Origin of the sequence: Xenorhabdus sp. TS4 (assembly GCF_014467265.1) — a bacterium.
GTDB classification, from domain to species: domain Bacteria; phylum Pseudomonadota; class Gammaproteobacteria; order Enterobacterales; family Enterobacteriaceae; genus Xenorhabdus; species Xenorhabdus ehlersii.
Genome location: NZ_NKHQ01000011.1, coordinates 157,171 through 177,706, shown reverse-complemented (window position 1 = coordinate 177,706; position 20,536 = coordinate 157,171). Strand labels below are relative to the sequence as shown.

General features: G+C 43.8%; 15 protein-coding genes. 10 read left to right on the top strand and 5 right to left on the bottom strand.

What is annotated here, in order from left to right:
- The first annotated feature begins 45 nt into the window (after positions 1 to 45).
- Both Xets_RS07485 and Xets_RS07480 read left to right on the top strand, forming a co-directional pair.
- Entirely contained in the window at positions 46 to 540 is a 495-nt protein-coding gene (locus tag Xets_RS07485; protein WP_255430575.1) for a YbaK/prolyl-tRNA synthetase associated domain-containing protein, read from the top strand.
- A gap of 86 nt (positions 541 to 626) precedes the next feature.
- A complete protein-coding gene (locus tag Xets_RS07480) occupies positions 627 to 767 on the top strand; it encodes a hypothetical protein (protein WP_167450578.1) in 141 nt (46 codons plus the stop codon).
- Positions 768 to 864: 97 nt separating this feature from the next.
- Here Xets_RS07480 and gndA read toward each other — a convergent pair whose 3' ends face one another.
- Positions 865 to 2,271, bottom strand: coding sequence for an NADP-dependent phosphogluconate dehydrogenase (gene gndA / locus Xets_RS07475; protein ID WP_187651379.1), 1,407 nt, complete (start codon positions 2,269 to 2,271; stop codon positions 865 to 867).
- Between the two features lie 290 nt (positions 2,272 to 2,561).
- On the opposite strand from gndA, the gene Xets_RS07470 reads away from it, so the two are divergent.
- Together Xets_RS07470 and Xets_RS07465 are read left to right on the top strand one after the other, a co-directional pair.
- Positions 2,562 to 4,142, top strand: a complete 1,581-nt coding sequence (locus tag Xets_RS07470; RefSeq protein WP_099131937.1) for a TerC family protein — start codon at positions 2,562 to 2,564, stop codon at positions 4,140 to 4,142.
- A gap of 255 nt (positions 4,143 to 4,397) precedes the next feature.
- A complete protein-coding gene (locus Xets_RS07465; RefSeq protein ID WP_167450588.1) occupies positions 4,398 to 8,309 on the top strand; it encodes a phage tail protein in 3,912 nt (1,303 codons plus the stop codon).
- A gap of 89 nt (positions 8,310 to 8,398) precedes the next feature.
- Here Xets_RS07465 and asmA read toward each other — a convergent pair whose 3' ends face one another.
- The 4 genes from asmA to apbC form a co-directional block, all read right to left on the bottom strand.
- Complete coding sequence (asmA, locus tag Xets_RS07460; protein ID WP_187651378.1) at positions 8,399 to 10,270, bottom strand: outer membrane assembly protein AsmA; 1,872 nt, start codon at positions 10,268 to 10,270, stop codon at positions 8,399 to 8,401.
- A gap of 64 nt (positions 10,271 to 10,334) precedes the next feature.
- Complete coding sequence (dcd, locus tag Xets_RS07455) at positions 10,335 to 10,916, bottom strand: dCTP deaminase (RefSeq protein WP_099131934.1); 582 nt, start codon at positions 10,914 to 10,916, stop codon at positions 10,335 to 10,337.
- 47 nt (positions 10,917 to 10,963) lie between these two features.
- The gene (udk, locus tag Xets_RS07450) at positions 10,964 to 11,605 is read right to left on the bottom strand and encodes a uridine kinase (RefSeq protein ID WP_099131933.1); all 642 of its coding nucleotides are present in this window, start codon (positions 11,603 to 11,605) and stop codon (positions 10,964 to 10,966) included.
- 357 nt (positions 11,606 to 11,962) lie between these two features.
- Positions 11,963 to 13,075: an iron-sulfur cluster carrier protein ApbC gene (gene apbC / locus Xets_RS07445; RefSeq protein WP_099131932.1), complete on the bottom strand. Its 1,113-nt coding sequence runs from the start codon at positions 13,073 to 13,075 to the stop codon at positions 11,963 to 11,965.
- A gap of 183 nt (positions 13,076 to 13,258) precedes the next feature.
- Here apbC and metG point away from each other — a divergent pair, with 183 nt between their 5' ends.
- From metG to sanA, 6 genes are all read left to right on the top strand, one after another.
- Positions 13,259 to 15,286, top strand: a complete 2,028-nt coding sequence (metG, locus tag Xets_RS07440; RefSeq protein WP_099131931.1) for a methionine--tRNA ligase — start codon at positions 13,259 to 13,261, stop codon at positions 15,284 to 15,286.
- Between the two features lie 148 nt (positions 15,287 to 15,434).
- Complete coding sequence (locus Xets_RS07435) at positions 15,435 to 15,932, top strand: CidA/LrgA family protein (protein ID WP_099131930.1); 498 nt, start codon at positions 15,435 to 15,437, stop codon at positions 15,930 to 15,932.
- The gene (locus Xets_RS07430) at positions 15,926 to 16,621 is read left to right on the top strand and encodes a CidB/LrgB family autolysis modulator (protein WP_099131929.1); all 696 of its coding nucleotides are present in this window, start codon (positions 15,926 to 15,928) and stop codon (positions 16,619 to 16,621) included. The genes Xets_RS07435 and Xets_RS07430 overlap by 7 nt, the downstream gene beginning before the upstream one ends.
- A gap of 203 nt (positions 16,622 to 16,824) precedes the next feature.
- Positions 16,825 to 17,709 carry a cytidine deaminase gene (gene cdd / locus Xets_RS07425; protein WP_099131928.1) on the top strand — a complete coding sequence of 295 codons (885 nt, stop codon included), beginning with the start codon at positions 16,825 to 16,827 and terminating at the stop codon, positions 17,707 to 17,709.
- 162 nt (positions 17,710 to 17,871) lie between these two features.
- Positions 17,872 to 19,569 carry an NAD-dependent malic enzyme gene (locus Xets_RS07420; protein WP_099131927.1) on the top strand — a complete coding sequence of 566 codons (1,698 nt, stop codon included), beginning with the start codon at positions 17,872 to 17,874 and terminating at the stop codon, positions 19,567 to 19,569.
- A gap of 211 nt (positions 19,570 to 19,780) precedes the next feature.
- Positions 19,781 to 20,503, top strand: a complete 723-nt coding sequence (gene sanA / locus Xets_RS07415; protein ID WP_099131926.1) for an outer membrane permeability protein SanA — start codon at positions 19,781 to 19,783, stop codon at positions 20,501 to 20,503.
- The last annotated feature ends 33 nt before the right edge of the window (positions 20,504 to 20,536 follow it).

Genomic DNA, 20,536 nt, shown 5'->3' with positions numbered 1-20,536 from the left:
AAAATAGGTATCAATTTTTACTTTGAGTTTATACAGGAGAATATTTTGCTAAAAAACGACATCTTTGAACGCCTCACTACCCTATTAGACAACAACAATGCCCGCTATCAAGTCATGGAACACGCTACTGGCGGCCGTTCAGAAGAAGTGGCAAAAATACGGGGAACCCAGCTAGGGCAAGGTGCTAAAGGCCTGGTTTGCCATGTGAAAGGAAATGGTTACCGACAGTATGTCCTTGCTGTCTTACCTGCTGACCAACAAGCTGATCTTGCTATTCTTGCCAAACAAATAGGAGGGAGCCGAGCATCTTTAGCAAGCCCAAAAGAGGTTTCTGAATTGACCCGTTGTGTTTTTGGTGCCATCCCACCATTTAGTTTTCATCCAGATCTGAAATTGGTTGCCGATCCGCTTTTATTTGAACGCTATGAGGAATTGGCATTTAATGCAGGTAGTCTGGAGCGTTCAATTATTTTGAATGCAGCAGATTACCGTCGCATCGCTATGCCAGAATTAATTACCTTTCGGAAAATAATCGATTAAAGATAGCCTTAAGAAAATGCCCAATAAATTAAAAACAACTTAAATTTTGCTATAATTTAACCAGGCAAAAGATGGGTGATTATTATATGAATAATATTTTTGTTCTGGTAATACTCAGCCTCGCTATCCTCAGCCTCGCTGTATTTCTTTATCTCCACGATGCAGAGATAGCACACTGGTTGGAGAGATTTGCCCAACGATTACTTAAGTGGCAACCTCCAAATTGATACTTTACTTTTACTTCACGTCATTTCACAAAAAAGGTGCTGAAAACTCAGCACCTTACTTTGGGAATATTTTATATCTTATAAAGATATTTAATGATTAGTCCAACCATTCAGTGTGGAAAACACCTTCTTTATCAGTACGCTTGTAAGTGTGCGCACCAAAGTAATCACGCTGTGCCTGAATCAGGTTAGCCGGCAATACAGCAGAACGATAGCTGTCGTAATAAGAGATAGCAGCAGAGAATGTTGGTGTTGGGATACCATTCTGCACACCGTAAGAAATAACATCACGCAGAGCTTGCTGATATTCATCTGCGATTTGTTTGAAGTAAGGCGCTAAAAGCAGGTTAGCGATAGCTGAGTTTTCATTGTATGCATCGGTGATTTTTTGCAGAAATTGCGCACGAATAATACAACCAGCACGGAAGATCTTAGCAATTTCGCCATAGTTCAGATCCCAGTTGTACTCATCCGATGCCGCTTTCAACTGCTGAAAGCCTTGCGCATAAGAAACAATCTTACCCAAATACAGAGCACGGCGGACTTTCTCGATAAATTCAGCCTTATCTCCATTGAATGGCTGAACTTTTGGGCCTGACAGAACTTTGGATGCAGCTACGCGCTGATCTTTCAGGGAAGAAATATAGCGTGCAAAGACAGATTCTGTGATGAGTGTTACTGGAATACCCAGATCCAACGAGCTTTGGCTAGTCCACTTACCGGTGCCTTTGTTGGCCGCTTCATCCAGAATCACGTCAACCAGATATTTCCCGTCTTCATCTTGCTTACGAAAAATGTCGGCAGTAATTTCGATCAAGTAGCTGCTTAGTTCACCTTGGTTCCAATCACTGAACACGTCAGCCAACGCCTGATTGCTCAGGTTCAATGCGCTTTTCAACAGAGAATAAGCTTCTGCAATTAGCTGCATATCACCATATTCAATGCCATTATGAACCATCTTCACATAATGACCTGCACCATCTGCCCCGATGTAAGTCACACAAGGCTCGCCATCAACCTGAGCAGCGATCTCTTTCAGAATTGGAGCCACCAACTCATAAGCCTCTTTTTGACCACCCGGCATAATTGAAGGGCCTTTCAATGCGCCTTCTTCACCACCAGAAACCCCCGTACCGATAAAATTAATGCCCTGAGCGGACAACTCACGGTTACGGCGAATAGTATCCTGAAAATAGGTGTTGCCACCATCGATCAGAATGTCACCCTTATCCAAATGTGGCATCAGTGATGCAATGGTTTTATCCGTAGCTTCACCCGCCTTAACCATCAACAGAATACGACGTGGCTTTTCCAGCGAATCGACAAACTCTTCAATGGAATAACTTGGAACTAATTTTTTCCCTGGATTTTCAGCAATAACTTCATCTGTTTTATCGCTGGAGCGGTTAAAAATAGATACAGAGTAACCACGGCTTTCAATATTCAACGCCAGGTTGCGCCCCATTACCGCCATACCGACAACACCGATCTGCTGTTTGGACATGAATAACTCCCGTCTAATAATGACTGCCGCCCACCCAAGATGCTATACGCAATACCAAATGTAATACATACCGTATGCAACAAAACAGGGCGGGCAATTTGTTAATGAAGTTACATGTTAACTCAGGAAAGGCCATTGACGGTAGTTATTGATGCAATCGATATCGGCGTAACGTTTTTTTGCTGAAAAAATTTCCAACTGAGACAAATCAACTATTGATATTTCGCATTTCAATACGCATTATTTAATAGTCGGCAAATGCCGTCCCACTAAAAGGTAAAACAAATTATATGGAATGGATCGCTGATCCGACGATATGGGCAGGTCTGGCCACACTTATCGTTTTAGAAATTGTTCTCGGAATAGACAACTTAATATTCATTGCCATTCTGGCAGATAAACTACCTGAAAAAGAGAGAGATAAAGCTCGCCTGACAGGGCTTTCCTGCGCCCTTCTTATGAGGATATTGTTGCTATTCAGCTTATCCTGGCTCATTTCCCTGACTAATCCCTTGGTTACTTTATGGGAACACCCTTTCAGTGCCCGTGATTTAATTATGTTGATAGGGGGGATCTTCTTGCTGTTCAAAGCGACAATGGAATTGAATGAACGGTTAGAAGGAAAAACCTTGCATACTAACCAACAACGCAAAGGAGCTAGCTTCTGGGCAGTTGTTGTGCAAATTATCGTCTTAGATGCGGTATTTTCTCTGGATTCTGTTATCACCGCCGTAGGAATGGTCAACCACATTGGTATCATGATTGCGGCTGTAACTATTGCTATGATCCTGATGATATGGGCCAGCAAACCGCTGACAAAATTTGTCAATGCACATCCCACAATCGTGATCCTGTGTCTCAGCTTCTTACTAATGATTGGCTTTAGCCTGGTTGCAGAAGGCTTTGGCTATCATATTCCGAAAGGCTATCTCTATGCTGCCATCGGCTTCTCCATCATGATTGAAGCACTGAACCAGTTCGCTCAGTTCAATCGCCGCAAGTTTTTGAGCGCTTCCCGCTCCCTGCGCGAAAGAACCGCAGAAGCTGTTCTTCACATTTTAAATGGCAAACGCGAAAACGCTGCGTTGGATAACCATACTTCTGACCTGATTGCAGATCATACAGATAGCAAAGAAATCTTTGAGCCCCAGGAACGCCAGATGATTGCCCGCGTTCTCAGCATGGCACAACGTACCGTCAGTAGCATCATGACTTCACGCCATGATGTGATTTATCTTGATGTCCATTCCCCTACGGAAAAATTGACTACCTTACTGGAACAAAAGCCACATACGCGAATTGTAGTTACAGATGAACAGAGTGGTGACGAACCACTTGGCGTGGTACATGTGATTGATATCCTTAATCAACAACTGACTCACAATACTTTCGATTTAAGGAAGTTAGTCCAGCAACCGTTGATTTTCCCGGAATCGCTCTCCTTGCTACAGGCACTGGAACAGTTCCGTAAAGCGCAAACTCATTTTGCCTTTGTTGTCGATGAGTTCGGGTCTGTCGAAGGGGTGGTTACGGTAACCGATGTGATGGAAACCATTACAGGTAACCTTCCTGTAGGCAGCGGAGAGATCGATGCTCGCCATGATATTCAGGTCATGGAAGAGGGATATTGGATCGCCAATGGATTTATGCCACTGGAAGATTTGGTGCTTTATGTGCCGCTGCCATTGGATGAAAAACGGGAATACCAGACACTAGCAGGCTTGTTGATGGAACATCTGCAACACATTCCGCGACAGGGCGAGCAATTGAAGATTAGTGACTATCTGTTTGAAGCGCTGGAAATCACCAGCCACCGCATCAATAAAGTGAAAATTACCCCACTGACCATTGAAGAAATGGCAGAAATATAACCCACGATATTAAAACGATATCGCCTACTGAGAAAAAACCGGCATAAGTCCGGTTTTTTTTATTCCTATAAGTTTTATCAGTTTCATTTAATTTTTAAAGTATTTGTTCATGATTACCCTAAGTACAATAAACCCGTTCCATGGTAGTTAGCGGAGATGTCATACCGCCTTCATATGGCCCAAGAGCTCTACAAAATATCTCTTGCGGCTAGGTTAGCAATACACCTATTTATTGTTGATAAAGTGAGGGTTTATATGAGTACAGAATATTTTGCATTATTGACACAGGCTGGCACAGAAAAACTGGAAAAAGCAGCCTCATCAGGTATCAAACTTGAGATTACCCATATGGCTGTAGGTGATGGTGGTGGCAGTTCACCTACACCCAATGTCAACCAATCCGGATTGATTAATGAAAAACATCGCGCTGAACTTGATGCCTTACTCATCAATCCCCAAACACCCGCCCAAGTTATCGCCGAACAAATACTTCCTGAAGGTGAAGGTAATTGGTGGGTTCGTGAAATTGGCCTATTCGATAAAGATGGCACACTAATTGCGGTAGGAAATTGTGCCGAACTCTACAAACCAGAATCTCAGGAACAAGCTATCCGTATGGCTCTGACGGTTAACAACAGTGGCCTGACAGGATGGATAAAAGAACTGCTTTCCGGTTTCGCATCTCGCAGTTATGTGAGAGAAAAAATTAAAGAACACGCCGAAAGCCGTGACCACCCAAGTGCTACCTTAGGAAAAAGAGGATTTGTTGCGTTAAGTAATGAAGTCGGCAGTGATAGCGAAGTTCATGCTGCAACACCCAAGGCAGTAAAAATAGCATATGAATTAGCCAATCAAGCCAATGAGTCGGTTAATTCGATACTCTCGACAAATAAATATGTACCATCAACGCGCAAAGTTAATGGTAAGGAACTGTCCAAAGATATTGAACTGACAGCAACGGATGTCGGCGCCTATGACAAAATTCAAACAGACTCCCTTGTCGATAGGGTCAGCCAAACAGCCAATAAAGCACTTGATCAGGTAAGCACTAAGGTTCCATTATCCCGTAAAATCAACGGAAAAGAGCTGATAAGCGATATCGGAATTACCGCACATGATGTGAATGCCTACACCAGGCAGGAAGTCGATGGGCTTATCGCAAACGTTGATAAATCGGCTAACACTGCTAATGAGAATGCCAACGAAGCCCTTAAACAGTTGGATAAGAAAGTCCCATTAAGTCGCAAGATCAACAACAAAGAGTTGCTAATAGACATCCAATTAACAGCAAATGATGTCGGCACTTACGATAAGAAAGAAATTGACGATCGCATCAACACAGTTCAGCAAGCAACTGACACCGCCAATAACAACGCCAACACTGCCATTCAAGAGCTTAGCAAGAAAGTTCCAGAATCCCGCAAAATCAATAATAAAGAGTTAACAACCGATATTGAATTGGGTGCGGCTGATGTCGGTACTTACAATAAAGTAGAAATCGATGATCGTATCGGTAATGTTGAGAAGCTAGCGGAAACTGCCAATAACAACGCCAATACGGCTATTCAAGATGCTAAGAACAAAGTCCCGGAATCCCGCAAAATCAATGGCAAAGAGCTATTATCTGACATTGAATTACGCGCAGTTGATGTTGGTGCCTATGGTAAAGAAGAAACTGATGCCATCATCAAAGATGTCAAAGTACAGATCGACAATGTTAATAATTTAGCTGAAAACGCCAATAATAATGCCAATACCGCAACCCAAGACGCTAAGAGTAAAGTCCCGTTAACCCGTAAAGTCAATGGCAAAGAGCTGTCAGCAGATATTCAACTGACTGCGGCGGATATTGATACCTACAACAAAGCCGAGATTGATGACCGTGTCAGCAAGGTTGACAAACTGGCAGAAACTGCCAATCAGCAGGCGAATGACGCCCTTCAACGTGTTAATAACAGCGTCCCATCAACTCGCAAAGTTAATGGCAAAGAGCTGTTAACTGACATTGAGCTGTCTGCAGCGGATGTCGATACTTACAATAAAGCGGAAATCGATGACCGCGTCGGTAAAGTTGATAAGCTGGCAGAATCTGCCTATAACAATGCCAATACCGCGATTAAAGATGCTAATAGCAAAGTCCCGTTAACCCGTAAGGTTAATGGCAAAGAGTTGTCAACCGATGTTCAACTGACTGCGGCGGATATTGATACCTATAACAAAGCCGAGATTGATGACCGTGTCAGCAAGGTTGACAAACTGGCAGAAACTGCCAACCAGCAGGCAAATGCTGCTCTTAACAGTGCCGATAACAAAGTACCACTCTCCCGCAAAGTCAATGGCAAAGAGCTGTCAGCGGATGTTCAACTGACCGCAGCGGATATTGATACCTATAACAAAGCAGAGATTGATGACCGTGTCGGCAAGGTTGACAAACTGGCAGAAACTGCCAATAACAACGCCAATATCGCAATTCAAGCTGCCAAGGATAAAGTCCCATCAACCCGTAAAGTCAATGGCAAGGAACTGATAACGGATATTGAACTGACAGCATCCGATATTCATGCTTACAATAAGAAGGAAACGGATGACCTTATCAACGGCGTTAAAGCACAAGTCGACAATGTTCAACAACTGGCTAATACTGCCAATAATAACGCTAGTCTCGCCATTCAAGAGCTTGACAAAAAAGTCCCAGAATCCCGTAAAATCAATGGCAAAGAGCTATCAGCAGATATTCAATTAACTGCGGCAGATGTTGATGCCTATAACAAAGGCGAAACTGACGCCCAGATCAAGGATGTTAAGTCCCTGGCAGATACTGCCAATCAGCATGCAAATGACGCCCTTAAAGGTGTTAGTAACAGCGTCCCATCAACTCTCAAAGTTAATGGCAAAGAGCTGTTAACTGATATTGAGCTGACTGCGGCTGATGTTGGTACTTATAACAAAGTAGAAATCGATGATCGTATAGGTAAGGTCGATAAGCTGGCAGAATCTGCCTATAACAAAGCCGAGACAGCGAGTAAAGATGCCAATAACAAAGTGCCATCAACTCGTAAAGTGAATGGCAAAGAACTGTTAACTGATATTGAGCTACATGCCGTTGATGTTGGTACTTACAATAAAGCGGAACTCGATGATAGTATCGGCAAAGTTGAAAAACTGGCTGATGCCGCCAACCAGACAGCGAACTCTGCTGTTCAACTTGCTGACAGCAAAGTGCCATTAACCCGTAAGATCAACGGCAAAGAACTGTCAACAGATATTGAACTCACCGCAGCCAATGTCGATACCTATAACAAGGCGGAGATTAACATCCTTATCGATGAAGTTAAGGAGACAGCCAATAATGCCCATAACACTGCGGAGCACAAAGTCCCATTGACTCGCACTGTGAATGGCAAGGCTCTGTTATCCGATATTGATCTGACGGCCTCTGATGTGAATGCCTATACTAAAGTAGAGGTAGAAAGTCGCCTTGAAGATATTAAAGGTCTGGCAAATAAAGCGAATAACAATGCAGATAGCCGAGTCCCACTCACACGCACCGTCAATGGTAAAGCCCTGTTATCCGATATTAAACTTACCGCTTCTGATGTAGGCGCTTATAGCAAAGTAGAGGTTGATACTCGCATCAGCAAAGTTGAAACATTAGCGAGTGATGCCAATACCAATGCGATAGCAGCAAAAGCTAACGCGGATAGCCGACTGGCGAAAAGCAAAAACGGGGCGGATATTCCTGATAAACAAGCCTTTGTAAGAAATTTAGGCTTGGGTAATCTGATTGGATTAGGTATTGAGTCACGTCGAATCATAGACGAGCACACCATTATCAAGCTGGGTGAGATATTCGTGATAAATGGGGTTGCGGTAGGTAGTGAACCCATTGGGGATTCTCATGCAGCCGAGATCGGCGGAGTGACTTACTATACCCACTTCTACAAAATCAAACTGCCCACTACTTTGCCAAATGGCATCATCTCATGTCAGGCAAGTGTTGTCGGAGATAATTTTGATAATCAACGCCCCAGTTATCTGGCTGATGTCAAAACACAACGCGGCAATGCAAACGGGGATGGTTTGTCGAAAGACACCTTAACAATATCTATCACGACGCCTCAATTAGGTTGGGTTCCAAACTTCTATTATCAGGTTATAGGGTATTGATAGAAACAGTAAGTTCAACACTAATCCATCACTTTAAAATGGAATAGTTTCGTTATAACCCTCAGTAAAATAGGTGATCGCCGAAGCGATCACTTATTTTTATCCAGTAGATCTTCCAACGCTTTAATGTTTTCCTTACTGCTATTATTTTCAAGCCAATCTTTGATCGATTTTTTGGCCTTCTGCTGTAATTCATCACGTAACATGGGTTCTACATTCAACGCATATTGCAGGTTGTTCCAGTCACCATAAACCCGCAGTGGGATTTTTAACTGCGCCAAACGACGTACTAATTCGTTCTGCTTACCCCATCCATTGGTTAATTGCACCCATAATGAAACATCGGTGTTTTGCTTCAGTAAATTGGCTTTCCCCTGCCCTCTAATATTGAACATGCCTGAAGTTGCCGCAAGTTCACTGATTTTAATCTCACCGCGCTCCAGTTGTGCTTTTACCGACATGCTTTTAGCTTCAGTGAAATCATCTGTATTTGTAGGTTGGCTGACTTGATTTGTTGCTCGTGCAAAAGATTGTTGAATAAGCTGAGGAATATTCAATCCTTCCAACCGCGCGTTTTTTAAATCGATATTCAAATCACCTTGCCAATAATGAGAAATAGCATACTCGTCATAACCTTCTCCCCAAAGATCACCATCAACATTAAGCTGACCGTTGAATATCGATGGCAATGCCAATGCAGTTAACAAAGGTTGTATCTCAATCCCTTGCAAGAGCGGCTTTGTGTGCAGTTTCGCAGGAACAACTGTGGCATCAATTGAAGTCGGTAGCGCAAAATGTCCACCAAACACATTGCCACTTAATTTTGTGATTTCCGTAAGGCCACTGTTATTACTCGCTTGCAGGCCAAAATGATTAACATCCATGCCCTGATAAATGAATTTATCTGCCATAAATGAGATATCAGCATCAAACCCTTGCAAAAAGGTAAGGTCATAATTAGATAATACCGAAACCGACGTTGCAATCACCGGTTTTAAGGAATTATTTTCAACCCGATAATCATGCTTTGCCTGAGGCGTCTTTTTCGGTAAAGCATCCCACCCCAACAGGTTATCTAAATTGAACTTTGACGAACTCAGATTGATGGAATATCGCGGCTTATCTTGCAAAACGGCAGTAATATTCCCTTTCAGCTCATTCCCGTCATTCATCGTCAATACCATTTTTTGCAACACAATTGATTCAGGTGCAGCCTGATATTTCACTATGGCACTGCCCGTTCCTTGGATACCCGCAGACGGTAACCCAATACCCTGGAATTGGTATTCAAAAGAATTAATGTCGACCGATAGCTGCTGTGGATAATCAGAGATATCTACCAACGAATTGAGTTCAAATGACAGCTCTTGTTGATTTTTATTGATTTCACTGCGGAGGCTAAGGCTAACGTGATCTTGATCACTTCGCTCCAACAACAAATTGAGATCACGGACATTTAATTGAGAATGCTCGTTGGTTTGCCAGATCAGTAAGCTATCCACTAACCTGATTCTGGCAATATCCAGTTTCCAAGCCTGGCTTCCCGTGACGACTGGATAATGAATATCACTTTCCGGCGCAATTGGGGCTTCTGGCTGCTTTTTCGGCTGGCTATCCGGTGTGAACTGCAAAACAGCCCCTTTCAACATCACTTCTTTGACTGAGAGTTGATGAGACAGCAGTGGCAGCAACTCCACATCCAGACGCATATTTTCGGCCACAATGGTCGGTACCTTGGCATTCTCAGCAGTCAGAGAGATCTCACCGGTCAGAATGCTTAACTTGGGCCAAACATGCCAGCGCAAGTCATCCCGCAACACGAGCTGGTAGCCACTCTTCTTTTGTACTTGTTTGACTATGTAGCCACGAAAATCATTGGGATTAACCAGCATAACCAATGCCGTCAGGCCGGCCACAATGACTACCAACAAAATAATGAGTGTCGTCAACAACCTTTTCATGACTTCCCCAGTCTCATGTTCACAAGAAGACTATTTTTCACCAGAAGGCTTTTACCAGAAAAGATTAATCCTCACTGATTCGGCTACCTACGGCTCCCTGCTGATTTTTATATTTAGCATCCTGACGTCGGTTATAAGGTCGCTCAGCAGAGCCAGAAAGCGGTTCAAAACTCAATGCACCTATTACCATACCAGGACGCAAGGCTAAAGGCAGTTTGCCTGAATTGTAGAATTCCAGGACAATTTGCCCCTGCCAACCTGGATCAATGCGATGCGCAGTAACATGAACCATCAAACCAAGGCGTGCCAAAGATGAGCGACCATCCAACCAACCGACTAAATTATCCGGAAGTGTGACAGATTCCAGTGTTACTGCCAAAGCCAATTCGCCAGGATGGAGGAAAAATGCTTCTCCATCTGACAAAATAATTTCATCGCTCATGACACGGTCAAGTGCCGCATTGACTTCCGCCTTAGGGCCACTCAAATCAATATAGGCGGCAGTATGACCACGAAAAACACGAAACTGATTCCCAAGGCGCACATCAGCAGTTGCCCCATTAATACGTTCAACAGGGGGACGAGGGGTAATTACCAGCTTACCTTCATCTAGCCATTTAATAATGTCACGGTCACAGAGTCGCATTATTTCCTCTCAAATACGATGATACTTATGAATACCTGAACAACAGATTATTCGCAAAATTGGCCAATCTTGGCTTTTAAAATATCAATGGCCACGCGGTTTTTACCACCACGAGGGACAATAATATCGGCATATTGTTTCGATGGCTCGATAAATTGCAGGAACATTGGGCGCACGGTTTTCTTGTACTGCTCCATCACGGAATCCAATGAACGTCCGCGTTCATTCACATCACGTTTGATGCGGCGCATCAAACAAATATCCAGTGGCGTATCGACAAAAATGGAGAAATCCAGTTCTTGGCGTAGACGCTTATCTGTTAATAGTAGAATACCTTCGAGGATAATAACTCTTTTCGGTTCAAAATGAATGGATTCAGGTTTGCGGGTGTGCTCAACGTAGTCATATTGTGGCAATTCAATGGATTTTCCAGCTTTCAATGCCTGAAGATGTTCGAATAGTAAATTGTGATCCATTGAATTTGGGTGATCATAATTAACTTTATAACGTTCTTCTATCGGGGTGTTAGTTTGGTCTTTATAATAGCAATCTTCTGGAATAACGCCGATATTGTGATCACCAACCTGAGCCCGTAATTCTCGATAAAGTGTGCTGGCAATAAGGCTTTTGCCTGAGGCGGAGGCACCTGAAATACCTACGATTGTACACTTATGTGCTTCATCAGCCATACTAAAAATAACCTGGTTAAAAAAGAAAAAATAAAGTAGAAATATGGTATTTGCTAACACCATGTTTGGCGGATTATAGGGAGTTAATGACTTCTATTCCAGAGTAAACAAGATAAGTCTCGTTTTTTTCGATACGCTTCGCATAAAAATCCCGCAATTTTATGCCTCTGAGGGAAAATATTCTGCAAATAATTTTCACAAAAATATGCAACCGGATCTCGGATGATGAGGAGCCACATTGCGGTAGAAAATAGAGAAAACATTGAGCACTGAGCACTGATCAATGACTCCGTATCAATTGAGCCATTGACCAACATTTTCTACGCAACCGCTGTTACATACGGTTAAACTCATTAATCAAACTGCACGAAAAGAAATTTCAGTTGGGATTTTTTCGCCCTGCCAATACATCTTCGCAGAAATATTGGCAGCAATTTCACGATAAATATCTGCAAATTCACTGTCAGGCTGGCTAATTACTGTTGGTTCACCACGATCAAGATCTTCACGCAGTGAAATATGCAGCGGGATCTGCCCCAGTAATTGGCAATGATATTTTTCTGCCAGTTTTGCCGCCCCACCCGTGCCGAAAATTGGCTCATGATGACCGCAATTACCGCAAATATGGGTACTCATGTTCTCAATAATCCCCAACACTGGCACATTGACTTTCTGGAACATGACGATGCCTTTCATCGCATCGATCAGGGCAATATCCTGCGGTGTTGTGACAACCAACGCCCCCGTCACCGGAATATTCTGGGACAGTGTTAGTTGAATATCGCCTGTTCCTGGCGGCATATCAATCACCAGATAATCCAGATCCGGCCACAGCGTATCTTGCAGCATCTGCATCAAGGCCTTACTTGCCATCGGTCCACGCCATACCATCGCGTTATCATCGGTAACAAGGTAGCCAATAGAGTTGGTAGCCATGCTGTGAACCATAATTGGCGCCATATGCTGTCCATCAGGGGAAGTCGGGCGCTCTTTGGCTGTACCAAGCATATTGGGGATAGACGGGCCATAAATATCCGCATCCAAAATTCCCACTTTTGCGCCTTCCTGTGCCAGCGCCAGCGCCAGATTCACCGCTGTGCTGGATTTCCCTACGCCCCCTTTCCCTGAACTGACTGCCACGATATTGCGCACGCCATTAACACCAGGCAGATTATTGGATCGGCACAATGTGCTGATATTGTGGGTTAATCGCCATTCAACAGATTTTGCTCCCGTCGCAGATTGCAAGGGTTGGGTGGTTTCTTTCTTTAATATTTCGAAGGCGCGTTTCCAGACAAACGGCATGGTCAATTCAATATGCAATATCCCATCCAGCATAGTGCAATGATGCAATGCTTTCAGGGCAATCAAATCTTGTTCTAAAGTCAGATGTTTGAATGTCGTTAATATCTTTACAACATGTTCTTTCAGCAGGTCAGGATTGGTCTGCTCGGGGGATTGTAAGTTCATCCCGGCTCCTTTTGATTTATCTTTTTCAACCTAAAACTGTTTTGGCCATCATAACAGAAGCTAACCACTTCGGATAAAGGCAACGAGTAAAAGTGATGAAGATCTTGCGTTACCCTAGCGGCAACGCTCCTTATCAGGTAACATCAAAAACCCTTTTCACTTTATGGAAGTCAGATCCTAACTATGTCTCAAGTCGCGAACAAATTATTGGTGACCTGTGCGTTACCTTATGCTAACGGTCCAATTCATCTCGGTCATATTCTGGAACACATTCAGGCTGATATTTGGGTTCGTTATCATCGAATGCGCGGCAAAGAGGTTCACTTTGTCTGTGCCGATGATGCCCACGGTACACCAATTATGCTGAAAGCCCAGCAGAGTGGTATCTCTCCAGAAGAGATGATTGCCAAGGTGAGCCTAGAGCATCAGCAGGATTTTGCCGGTTTTGCCATTAGCTATGATAATTACCACTCTACGCACAGCGAAGAGAACAGAGCGCTTGCCTCCAAAATTTATCTGGAACTGAAAAAGAACGGTTACATTAAAAATCGGACGATTTCTCAATTATATGATCCAGAAAAAAATATGTTCCTGCCAGACCGTTTCGTCAAAGGCTCCTGCCCGAAATGTAAGGCAGAAGATCAGTATGGCGATAACTGTGAAGTCTGCGGAACCACCTATTCTCCAACGGAATTGCTTAATCCTCGTTCCGTTGTCTCTGGGGCAACGCCAGAAATGCGTGATACAGAGCATTTCTTCTTCGATCTGCCTGCTTTCAGCGATATGCTGCAAAAATGGACACGTTCTGGCACTTTGCAGGAACAAGTGGCAAATAAAATGCAGGAGTGGTTCGAAGCTGGGCTGCAACAATGGGATATTACCCGTGATGCACCTTATTTTGGCTTTGAGATCCCTGATCAGCCAGGTAAATATTTCTATGTCTGGCTGGATGCTCCCATTGGCTATATGGGCTCGTTCAAGAATCTGTGTGATAAACGTAATGACCTGAATTTCGATGAATTCTGGGAGAAAGATTCCAAAGCCGATCTCTACCATTTTATTGGCAAAGATATCGTTTATTTCCACAGTTTGTTCTGGCCTGCCATGCTGGAAGGTTGTAATTACCGTAAGCCAACCAACCTGTTCGTCCATGGCTACATCACGGTTAACGGCACTAAGATGTCTAAATCTCGTGGCACCTTCATCAAGGCTAGTACTTATCTGAAACACCTTGATGCAGACTGCCTACGCTATTACTACGCGGCAAAACTCTCTTCCCGCATTGATGATATTGATCTGAATCTGGAAGATTTTGTTCAGCGTGTAAACAGCGATATCGTTAATAAAGTGGTTAACCTTGCTTCACGCAATGCAGGCTTTATCAACAAGCGCTTTGGGGGCAAACTGGCAGACCAACTCGCTGATCCTGCGCTATACCAGAAATTTGTCGAAGCTGCACAGGGTATCGCAGAAGACTTTACCAACCGTGAATTCGGCAAGGCAATCCGTGAAATTATGGCACTGGCTGATCTGGCTAACCGCTATGTTGATGAGCAAGCACCGTGGGTTGTGGCGAAACAAGAAGGCCGTGACGCTGATCTGCAAGCAATCTGCTCAATGGGAATTAACCTGTTCCGCGTGCTGATGACTTACCTGAAACCTGTTCTTCCAGGTTTGTCCACACGAGCAGAAGCCTTCCTGAATACTGAACTGACCTGGGACAGTATCCAGCAGCCTCTGTTAAACCATGACGTTTCACCATTCAAGGCGCTGTTCAACCGCATCGAAATGGCTAAAATTGAAGCAATGGTTGCTGATTCGAAAGAGAGCATCGAACCACAAAAAACCGTAACAGGCCCACTGGCAGATGATCCAATTCAGGACACCATTGCATTTGATGACTTTGCCAAGGTTGACTTGCGCATTGCCCTAATCAAACAGGCTGATTTTGTCGAAGGTTCAGATAAGTTACTGAAACTAACACTTGATCTCGGTGGTGAGACTCGCCAAGTCTTCTCTGGTATTCGTTCAGCCTATCCTGATCCTAAGACACTGGAAAATCGTCTGACTGTGATGGTTGCCAACCTTGCTCCACGCAAAATGCGCTTCGGTATTTCAGAAGGCATGGTGATGGCGGCTGGCCCTGGTGGAAAAGATATTTTCTTGCTAAGCCCAGATAGTGGCGCCCAGCCAGGTATGCTGGTTAAATGATAGTTGCATATCTTTGATAGATATCATTAATTATCAATTAGATAATAAAGCGGGTTCCAAAAAAGACCCGCTTTTTAATGTGATGTGTGGCACATTCACAATGTTAGTCGTATGATAAAACCCTCGTTGTATTGAGGAATTATTGATTATGTCTTTCCAAAATGTGCTGATAATAGGTTGGCAATATCTGCGCGCATTTGCGCTGCTCTATTTGTGCCTGATCGCGGGGAATATTATTTCGGCACTGCTTCCTTTCTCTCTCCCCGGCAGTATTATTGGCTTACTTCTCCTGTTTGGTTTACTCGCATCCCAAATTATTCCCTCACATTGGGTAAAACCAGGCTGTAGCTTATTGATGAAAAACATGACACTGCTCTTTTTGCCCATCGGGGTGGGGATCATGGATTATTACCCACAGCTTAGCCAACAAATGCTCCCCATCCTCCTGTCTTGTATCGTTAGCACAGTGATTGTTATGGTCGTCGTTGCTTACAGCTCCCACTATATTCATCGTGAACGTATCATTATTGGGACTCAACAAATGGATACTAACCAAACAAGTACTAAGCAGCAACCACCCACCTCAACACCAACAAGTCCATCGCAACAGTTATCACAAGAACCGAAAGAGAAAAAAAAATGTTAAGCCATATTTGGTGGTCACTACCGTTAACCCTGATTGTATTTTACTGCGCTAAAAAACTGTCAGTACGACTCAAACTGCCTATATTTAATCCGTTATTGATCTCAATGGCCGTTATCATTCCCTTGCTGCTGCTGACTCATACCCCTTACAAACACTATTTTGCCGGTAGCCGGATACTGAATGATTTGCTGCAACCTGCCGTTGTTGCTCTGGCTTTTCCTCTGTATGAACAGCTACATCAAATCCGGGCTCAATGGAAATCCATTATTGGCATCTGTTTTGTGGGCAGCGTTGTCGCAATGGTTACAGGAACTGCCATCGCATTATGGGCAGGTGCTACACCTGAAATTGTGGCCTCTATTCTCCCCAAATCCGTGACGACCCCAATCGCTATGGCTGTAGCCGATTCCATTGGTGGTATTCCTGCCATTAGCGCAGCGTGTGTCATTTTGGTAGGTATTTTAGGAGCTATCTTTGGTCACAATCTGTTTAACGTTCTAAAAATAAAAACCCAGGCGGCACGGGGATTGGCAATGGGTACAGCATCCCATGCGGTGGGAACGGCTCGCTGTGCGGAAATAGATCATGTTGAAGGTGCATACAGCTCACTGGCTTTAATGACCTGCGGCATTATTACCTCGCTGATTGCACCTTTTCTATTTCCAGTATTGCTGCATCTATTTGGTTAACCATTTTATGAATGACTATGACCTCAGTCGTTACAAAATTGCAATAAAAAAGCAAACAAGCCAATTAAAACAGCAAAAATTTGACATGGTTGACTAAAATAATATTGTTATTACACCGATTTCATTAATTATATAGCCTATATCACATTGCAAACCTGAACAGACGTCCTAGAATGACCTTCAATTAATTTGGAGATCATTCTATGCAAGCTCGTTTTCACGCTATTTGGTCAGAAATTACACCTGAACTACAAAAAGCCCTATTACCTTATATTGGCTACGACGATTTTCCAGCCATGCTGACAGCAGAGCAAGTGGAGTCAATCAAACAGCTCAGCGGATTTGATGATCAAACACTGGCATTGGCCTTATTGCCACTTGCTGCCGCCTATTCCCTTGCCCCTATTTCCCATTTTTATGTTGGTGCAATTGCACGGGGAGAAAGTGGTAATCTCTATTTCGGTGCCAATATGGAATTCGCTGGCATACCATTGCAGCAAACCGTTCATGCAGAACAATCAGCCATCACTCATGCTTGGCTGCGTGGTGAGAAAAAGCTGGTTGCTATCACTGTCAACTATTCACCTTGTGGCCATTGCCGACAATTTATGAATGAACTGAATAGTGGAACACAATTGGAGGTTTATCTCCCCAATCGTCCACCATTAACTCTGGCTGACTACCTGCCAGAAGCTTTTGGCCCACACGATTTAGCCGATACACCATTGCTGCTGGATGAGGTTAATCACGGCTATCAGTTAGCTACCAGTGACGAATTGGTGCAAGCAGCATTGGATGCAGCAAATTACAGCCATGCACCTTATAGCCAATCCCATGCAGGAATTGCCCTGCAAGATGAACAAGGGAAAATTTATACCGGCCGTTATGCAGAAAATGCTGCATTCAACCCAAGCTTACCCCCATTACAGGCCGCACTGATTTTCATGAATATGGCAGGCAGCAATTGCCAATCCATTAAACGAGCAGTATTGGTAGAAGGTGAAAATAGCCATTTATCACAATGGAATGCTACAGAATGCACATTAACTGCGCTCGGTTGTACAAAAGTAGAACGGTATACATTTTGATATGTACATCATCCAATAACATTTTATTAGCTAATTCTGTATGTTATCTCTCATTTTTGCTCATGATAATCATATCTAAGTAACATTTACTGTACTTATTGTTTTTATCTTCTTAGGATCGGTAGCCGATTTTGTTATTGATAAGTTCAAAGAGTAAGCATCATGGAACTGGAACACGAAAGTAAACGTCCTCTCTATATTCCCTACGCTGGCCCTATCTTGTTGGAATTTCCTCTGCTGAATAAAGGCAGTGCCTTTACAGAAGAAGAACGCAGTAATTTCAACTTACATGGCTTATTGCCACAGGCCGTTGAAACAATAGAAGAGCAGGCAGAACGCGCCTACCGTCAATATGTCGATTTCAAAAACGATATCGATAGACACATTTATTTAAGGAATATTCAAGACACCAACGAAACGCTGTTCTATCGCCTCCTTGATGCCCATTTAAGCGAAATGATGCCTATTATCTACACGCCAACTGTTGGTGCTGCGTGTGAACACTTTTCTGACATTTACCGTCGTGCTCGTGGCCTGTTTATCTCCTACCCAAATCGGGCTTACATTGATGATATGCTGCAAAATGCCACTAAGCAGAATGTAAAAGTTATCGTTGTTACCGATGGTGAGCGTATCCTTGGTCTGGGTGATCAGGGAATCGGAGGCATGGGTATTCCTATCGGTAAACTGTCACTGTATACCTCCTGTGGCGGGATCAGCCCTGCTTATACCCTGCCTGTGGTTCTGGATGTGGGAACAAATAACCCACAGCGCCTCAATGATCCACTGTATATGGGCTGGCGTCATCCACGTATTACTGGCAAAGAGTATGATGAATTTGTGGATGAATTTATTCAGGCCGTGAAACGTCGCTGGCCTAACGTACTTCTGCAATTTGAAGATTTTGCCCAAAACAACGCCATGCCACTGTTGAACCGCTATCGCGATGAGCTTTGCTGCTTCAATGATGATATCCAGGGCACCGCAGCCGTTGCCTTGGGTAGCCTGATTGCCGCCAGCCGTGCCGCAGGCCGCCAACTAAAAGATCAAACCGTGGCATTCCTTGGTGCCGGCTCTGCGGGCTGTGGTATTGCCGAGCAGATCATTGCTCAAATGAAATCTGAAGGACTGAGTGATGAACAGGCTCGTGCTCGCGTGTTTATGGTTGACCGCTTTGGCCTCCTTACCGACAAGCTGCCAAACTTGCTGGATTTCCAAAGTGCATTGGTACAGAAAAGCTCTACCTTACAATCGTGGAATGCTACCAGCGATTCTCTCTCATTGATGGACGTGGTTCGCAACGCCAAACCAACGGTCCTAATTGGTGTTTCTGGTCAATCTGGTCTGTTCACCGAAGAGATCATTCGTGAAATGCACAAACATTGTGAACGTCCAGTCGTGATGCCTCTTTCCAACCCAACATCACGTGTGGAAGCTCGTCCAGAAGACATCATCAACTGGACGGAAGGCAAGGCATTGGTCGCGACAGGAAGCCCATTTGCACCAGTAAAATATGACGGTCAGGAATATCCCATCGCACAATGTAACAACTCCTATATCTTCCCAGGGATCGGTTTAGGCGTTATCGCTGCCGGCGCTAAACGTGTTACCGATGATATGTTGATGGCTGCCAGCCGCGCATTAGCGGATTGTTCACCGCTGGCACAAACAGGCTCTGGACCATTGTTGCCACTGATTGATGATATCCAGGATGTTTCCCGCAAAATAGCCAAAGAAGTGGCAAAAAAAGCCCAAATTCAAGGTGTAGCGATCGTTACATCGGAAGATGCATTGGATGAGGCGATTGAACGCAATTTCTGGAAACCAGAATATCGCGTCTATAAACGTACTTCATTCTGATAATATTGGTAATAAGCCTGCCAGTCATATTGGCAGGCTTGAAAAATAATCAAATAATCATCCAGCCAGATAAATCATAAATAATTGCTTTATATTTTTTAAATTGAATCCGTTTAATTCCGATATGCTCCCCCAAAACTTGCTTCAATATTTCAAGTCAAGTAGCCTTTAGGGCATTGGCTCATCAGCGCATATAAGGCAAACAAAAATCATGTGGAAGCGCTTGATTACTGGTCTCATTTTTATTATTGCTGTCCTTATACTGGCAGCCGTTATGCTTGACCGTTGGGTTAGCTGGAAAACTGCTCCTTACATTTTTGATGATGTCAGGCAATTGCCTGAGCGAGAAGTCGGTATGGTACTCGGCACATCCAAATATTATAAAACTGGTACATATAACCAATATTATTTCTATCGGATCCAAGGAGCGGTTAATGCTTACAACAGCGGTAAAGTCAAATACCTGCTATTGAGTGGGGATAACGCCCAGCATAGTTATAATGAGCCAATTACTATGCGGAAGGATTTGATCAAGGCAGGAATTCCGGCCAGTAACATTGTGATGGACTTTGCCGGTTTCAGAACATTGGACTCGGTTGTCAGAACCCGCAAGGTATTTGATACCAACGATTTTACTATCATCACTCAGCGCTTTCATTGCGAACGAGCCCTGTTTATCGCTATGCATTTTGGTATAGCAGCACAATGTTATGTGGTTCCCTCCCCCAAGAATATGATGACGATCCGTCTCAGGGAAGTATTGGCTCGTCTCGGCGCCTTGACTGATCTCTATATTTTAAAACGTGAACCTCGCTTTTTAGGCCCATTAATGCCGATCCCTGCCCAACATACTGTACCAACAGGAATTCAAGGTTACCCTGCGGTATCACCAGAGGAGTTACAAGAATTAGAAAGGAAGCCGCAAAGGAAATAAGAATGGATAAAAGTTGCAGTTTACCGACAAAAC

Bases quoted from the DNA above. Each gene is read 5' to 3' on its own strand.
- Xets_RS07480 (WP_167450578.1), top strand. From the start codon at position 627: ATGAATAATATTTTTGTTCTGGTAATACTCAGCCTCGCTATCCTCAGC.
- gndA (WP_187651379.1), bottom strand. From the start codon at position 2,271: ATGTCCAAACAGCAGATCGGTGTTGTCGGTATGGCGGTAATGGGGCGC.
- Xets_RS07470 (WP_099131937.1), top strand. From the start codon at position 2,562: ATGGAATGGATCGCTGATCCGACGATATGGGCAGGTCTGGCCACACTT.
- Xets_RS07465 (WP_167450588.1), top strand. From the start codon at position 4,398: ATGAGTACAGAATATTTTGCATTATTGACACAGGCTGGCACAGAAAAA.
- asmA (WP_187651378.1), bottom strand. From the start codon at position 10,270: ATGAAAAGGTTGTTGACGACACTCATTATTTTGTTGGTAGTCATTGTG.
- dcd (WP_099131934.1), bottom strand. From the start codon at position 10,916: ATGCGACTCTGTGACCGTGACATTATTAAATGGCTAGATGAAGGTAAG.
- udk (WP_099131933.1), bottom strand. From the start codon at position 11,605: ATGGCTGATGAAGCACATAAGTGTACAATCGTAGGTATTTCAGGTGCC.
- apbC (WP_099131932.1), bottom strand. From the start codon at position 13,075: ATGAACTTACAATCCCCCGAGCAGACCAATCCTGACCTGCTGAAAGAA.
- metG (WP_099131931.1), top strand. From the start codon at position 13,259: ATGTCTCAAGTCGCGAACAAATTATTGGTGACCTGTGCGTTACCTTAT.
- Xets_RS07435 (WP_099131930.1), top strand. From the start codon at position 15,435: ATGTCTTTCCAAAATGTGCTGATAATAGGTTGGCAATATCTGCGCGCA.
- Xets_RS07430 (WP_099131929.1), top strand. From the start codon at position 15,926: ATGTTAAGCCATATTTGGTGGTCACTACCGTTAACCCTGATTGTATTT.
- cdd (WP_099131928.1), top strand. From the start codon at position 16,825: ATGCAAGCTCGTTTTCACGCTATTTGGTCAGAAATTACACCTGAACTA.
- Xets_RS07420 (WP_099131927.1), top strand. From the start codon at position 17,872: ATGGAACTGGAACACGAAAGTAAACGTCCTCTCTATATTCCCTACGCT.
- sanA (WP_099131926.1), top strand. From the start codon at position 19,781: ATGTGGAAGCGCTTGATTACTGGTCTCATTTTTATTATTGCTGTCCTT.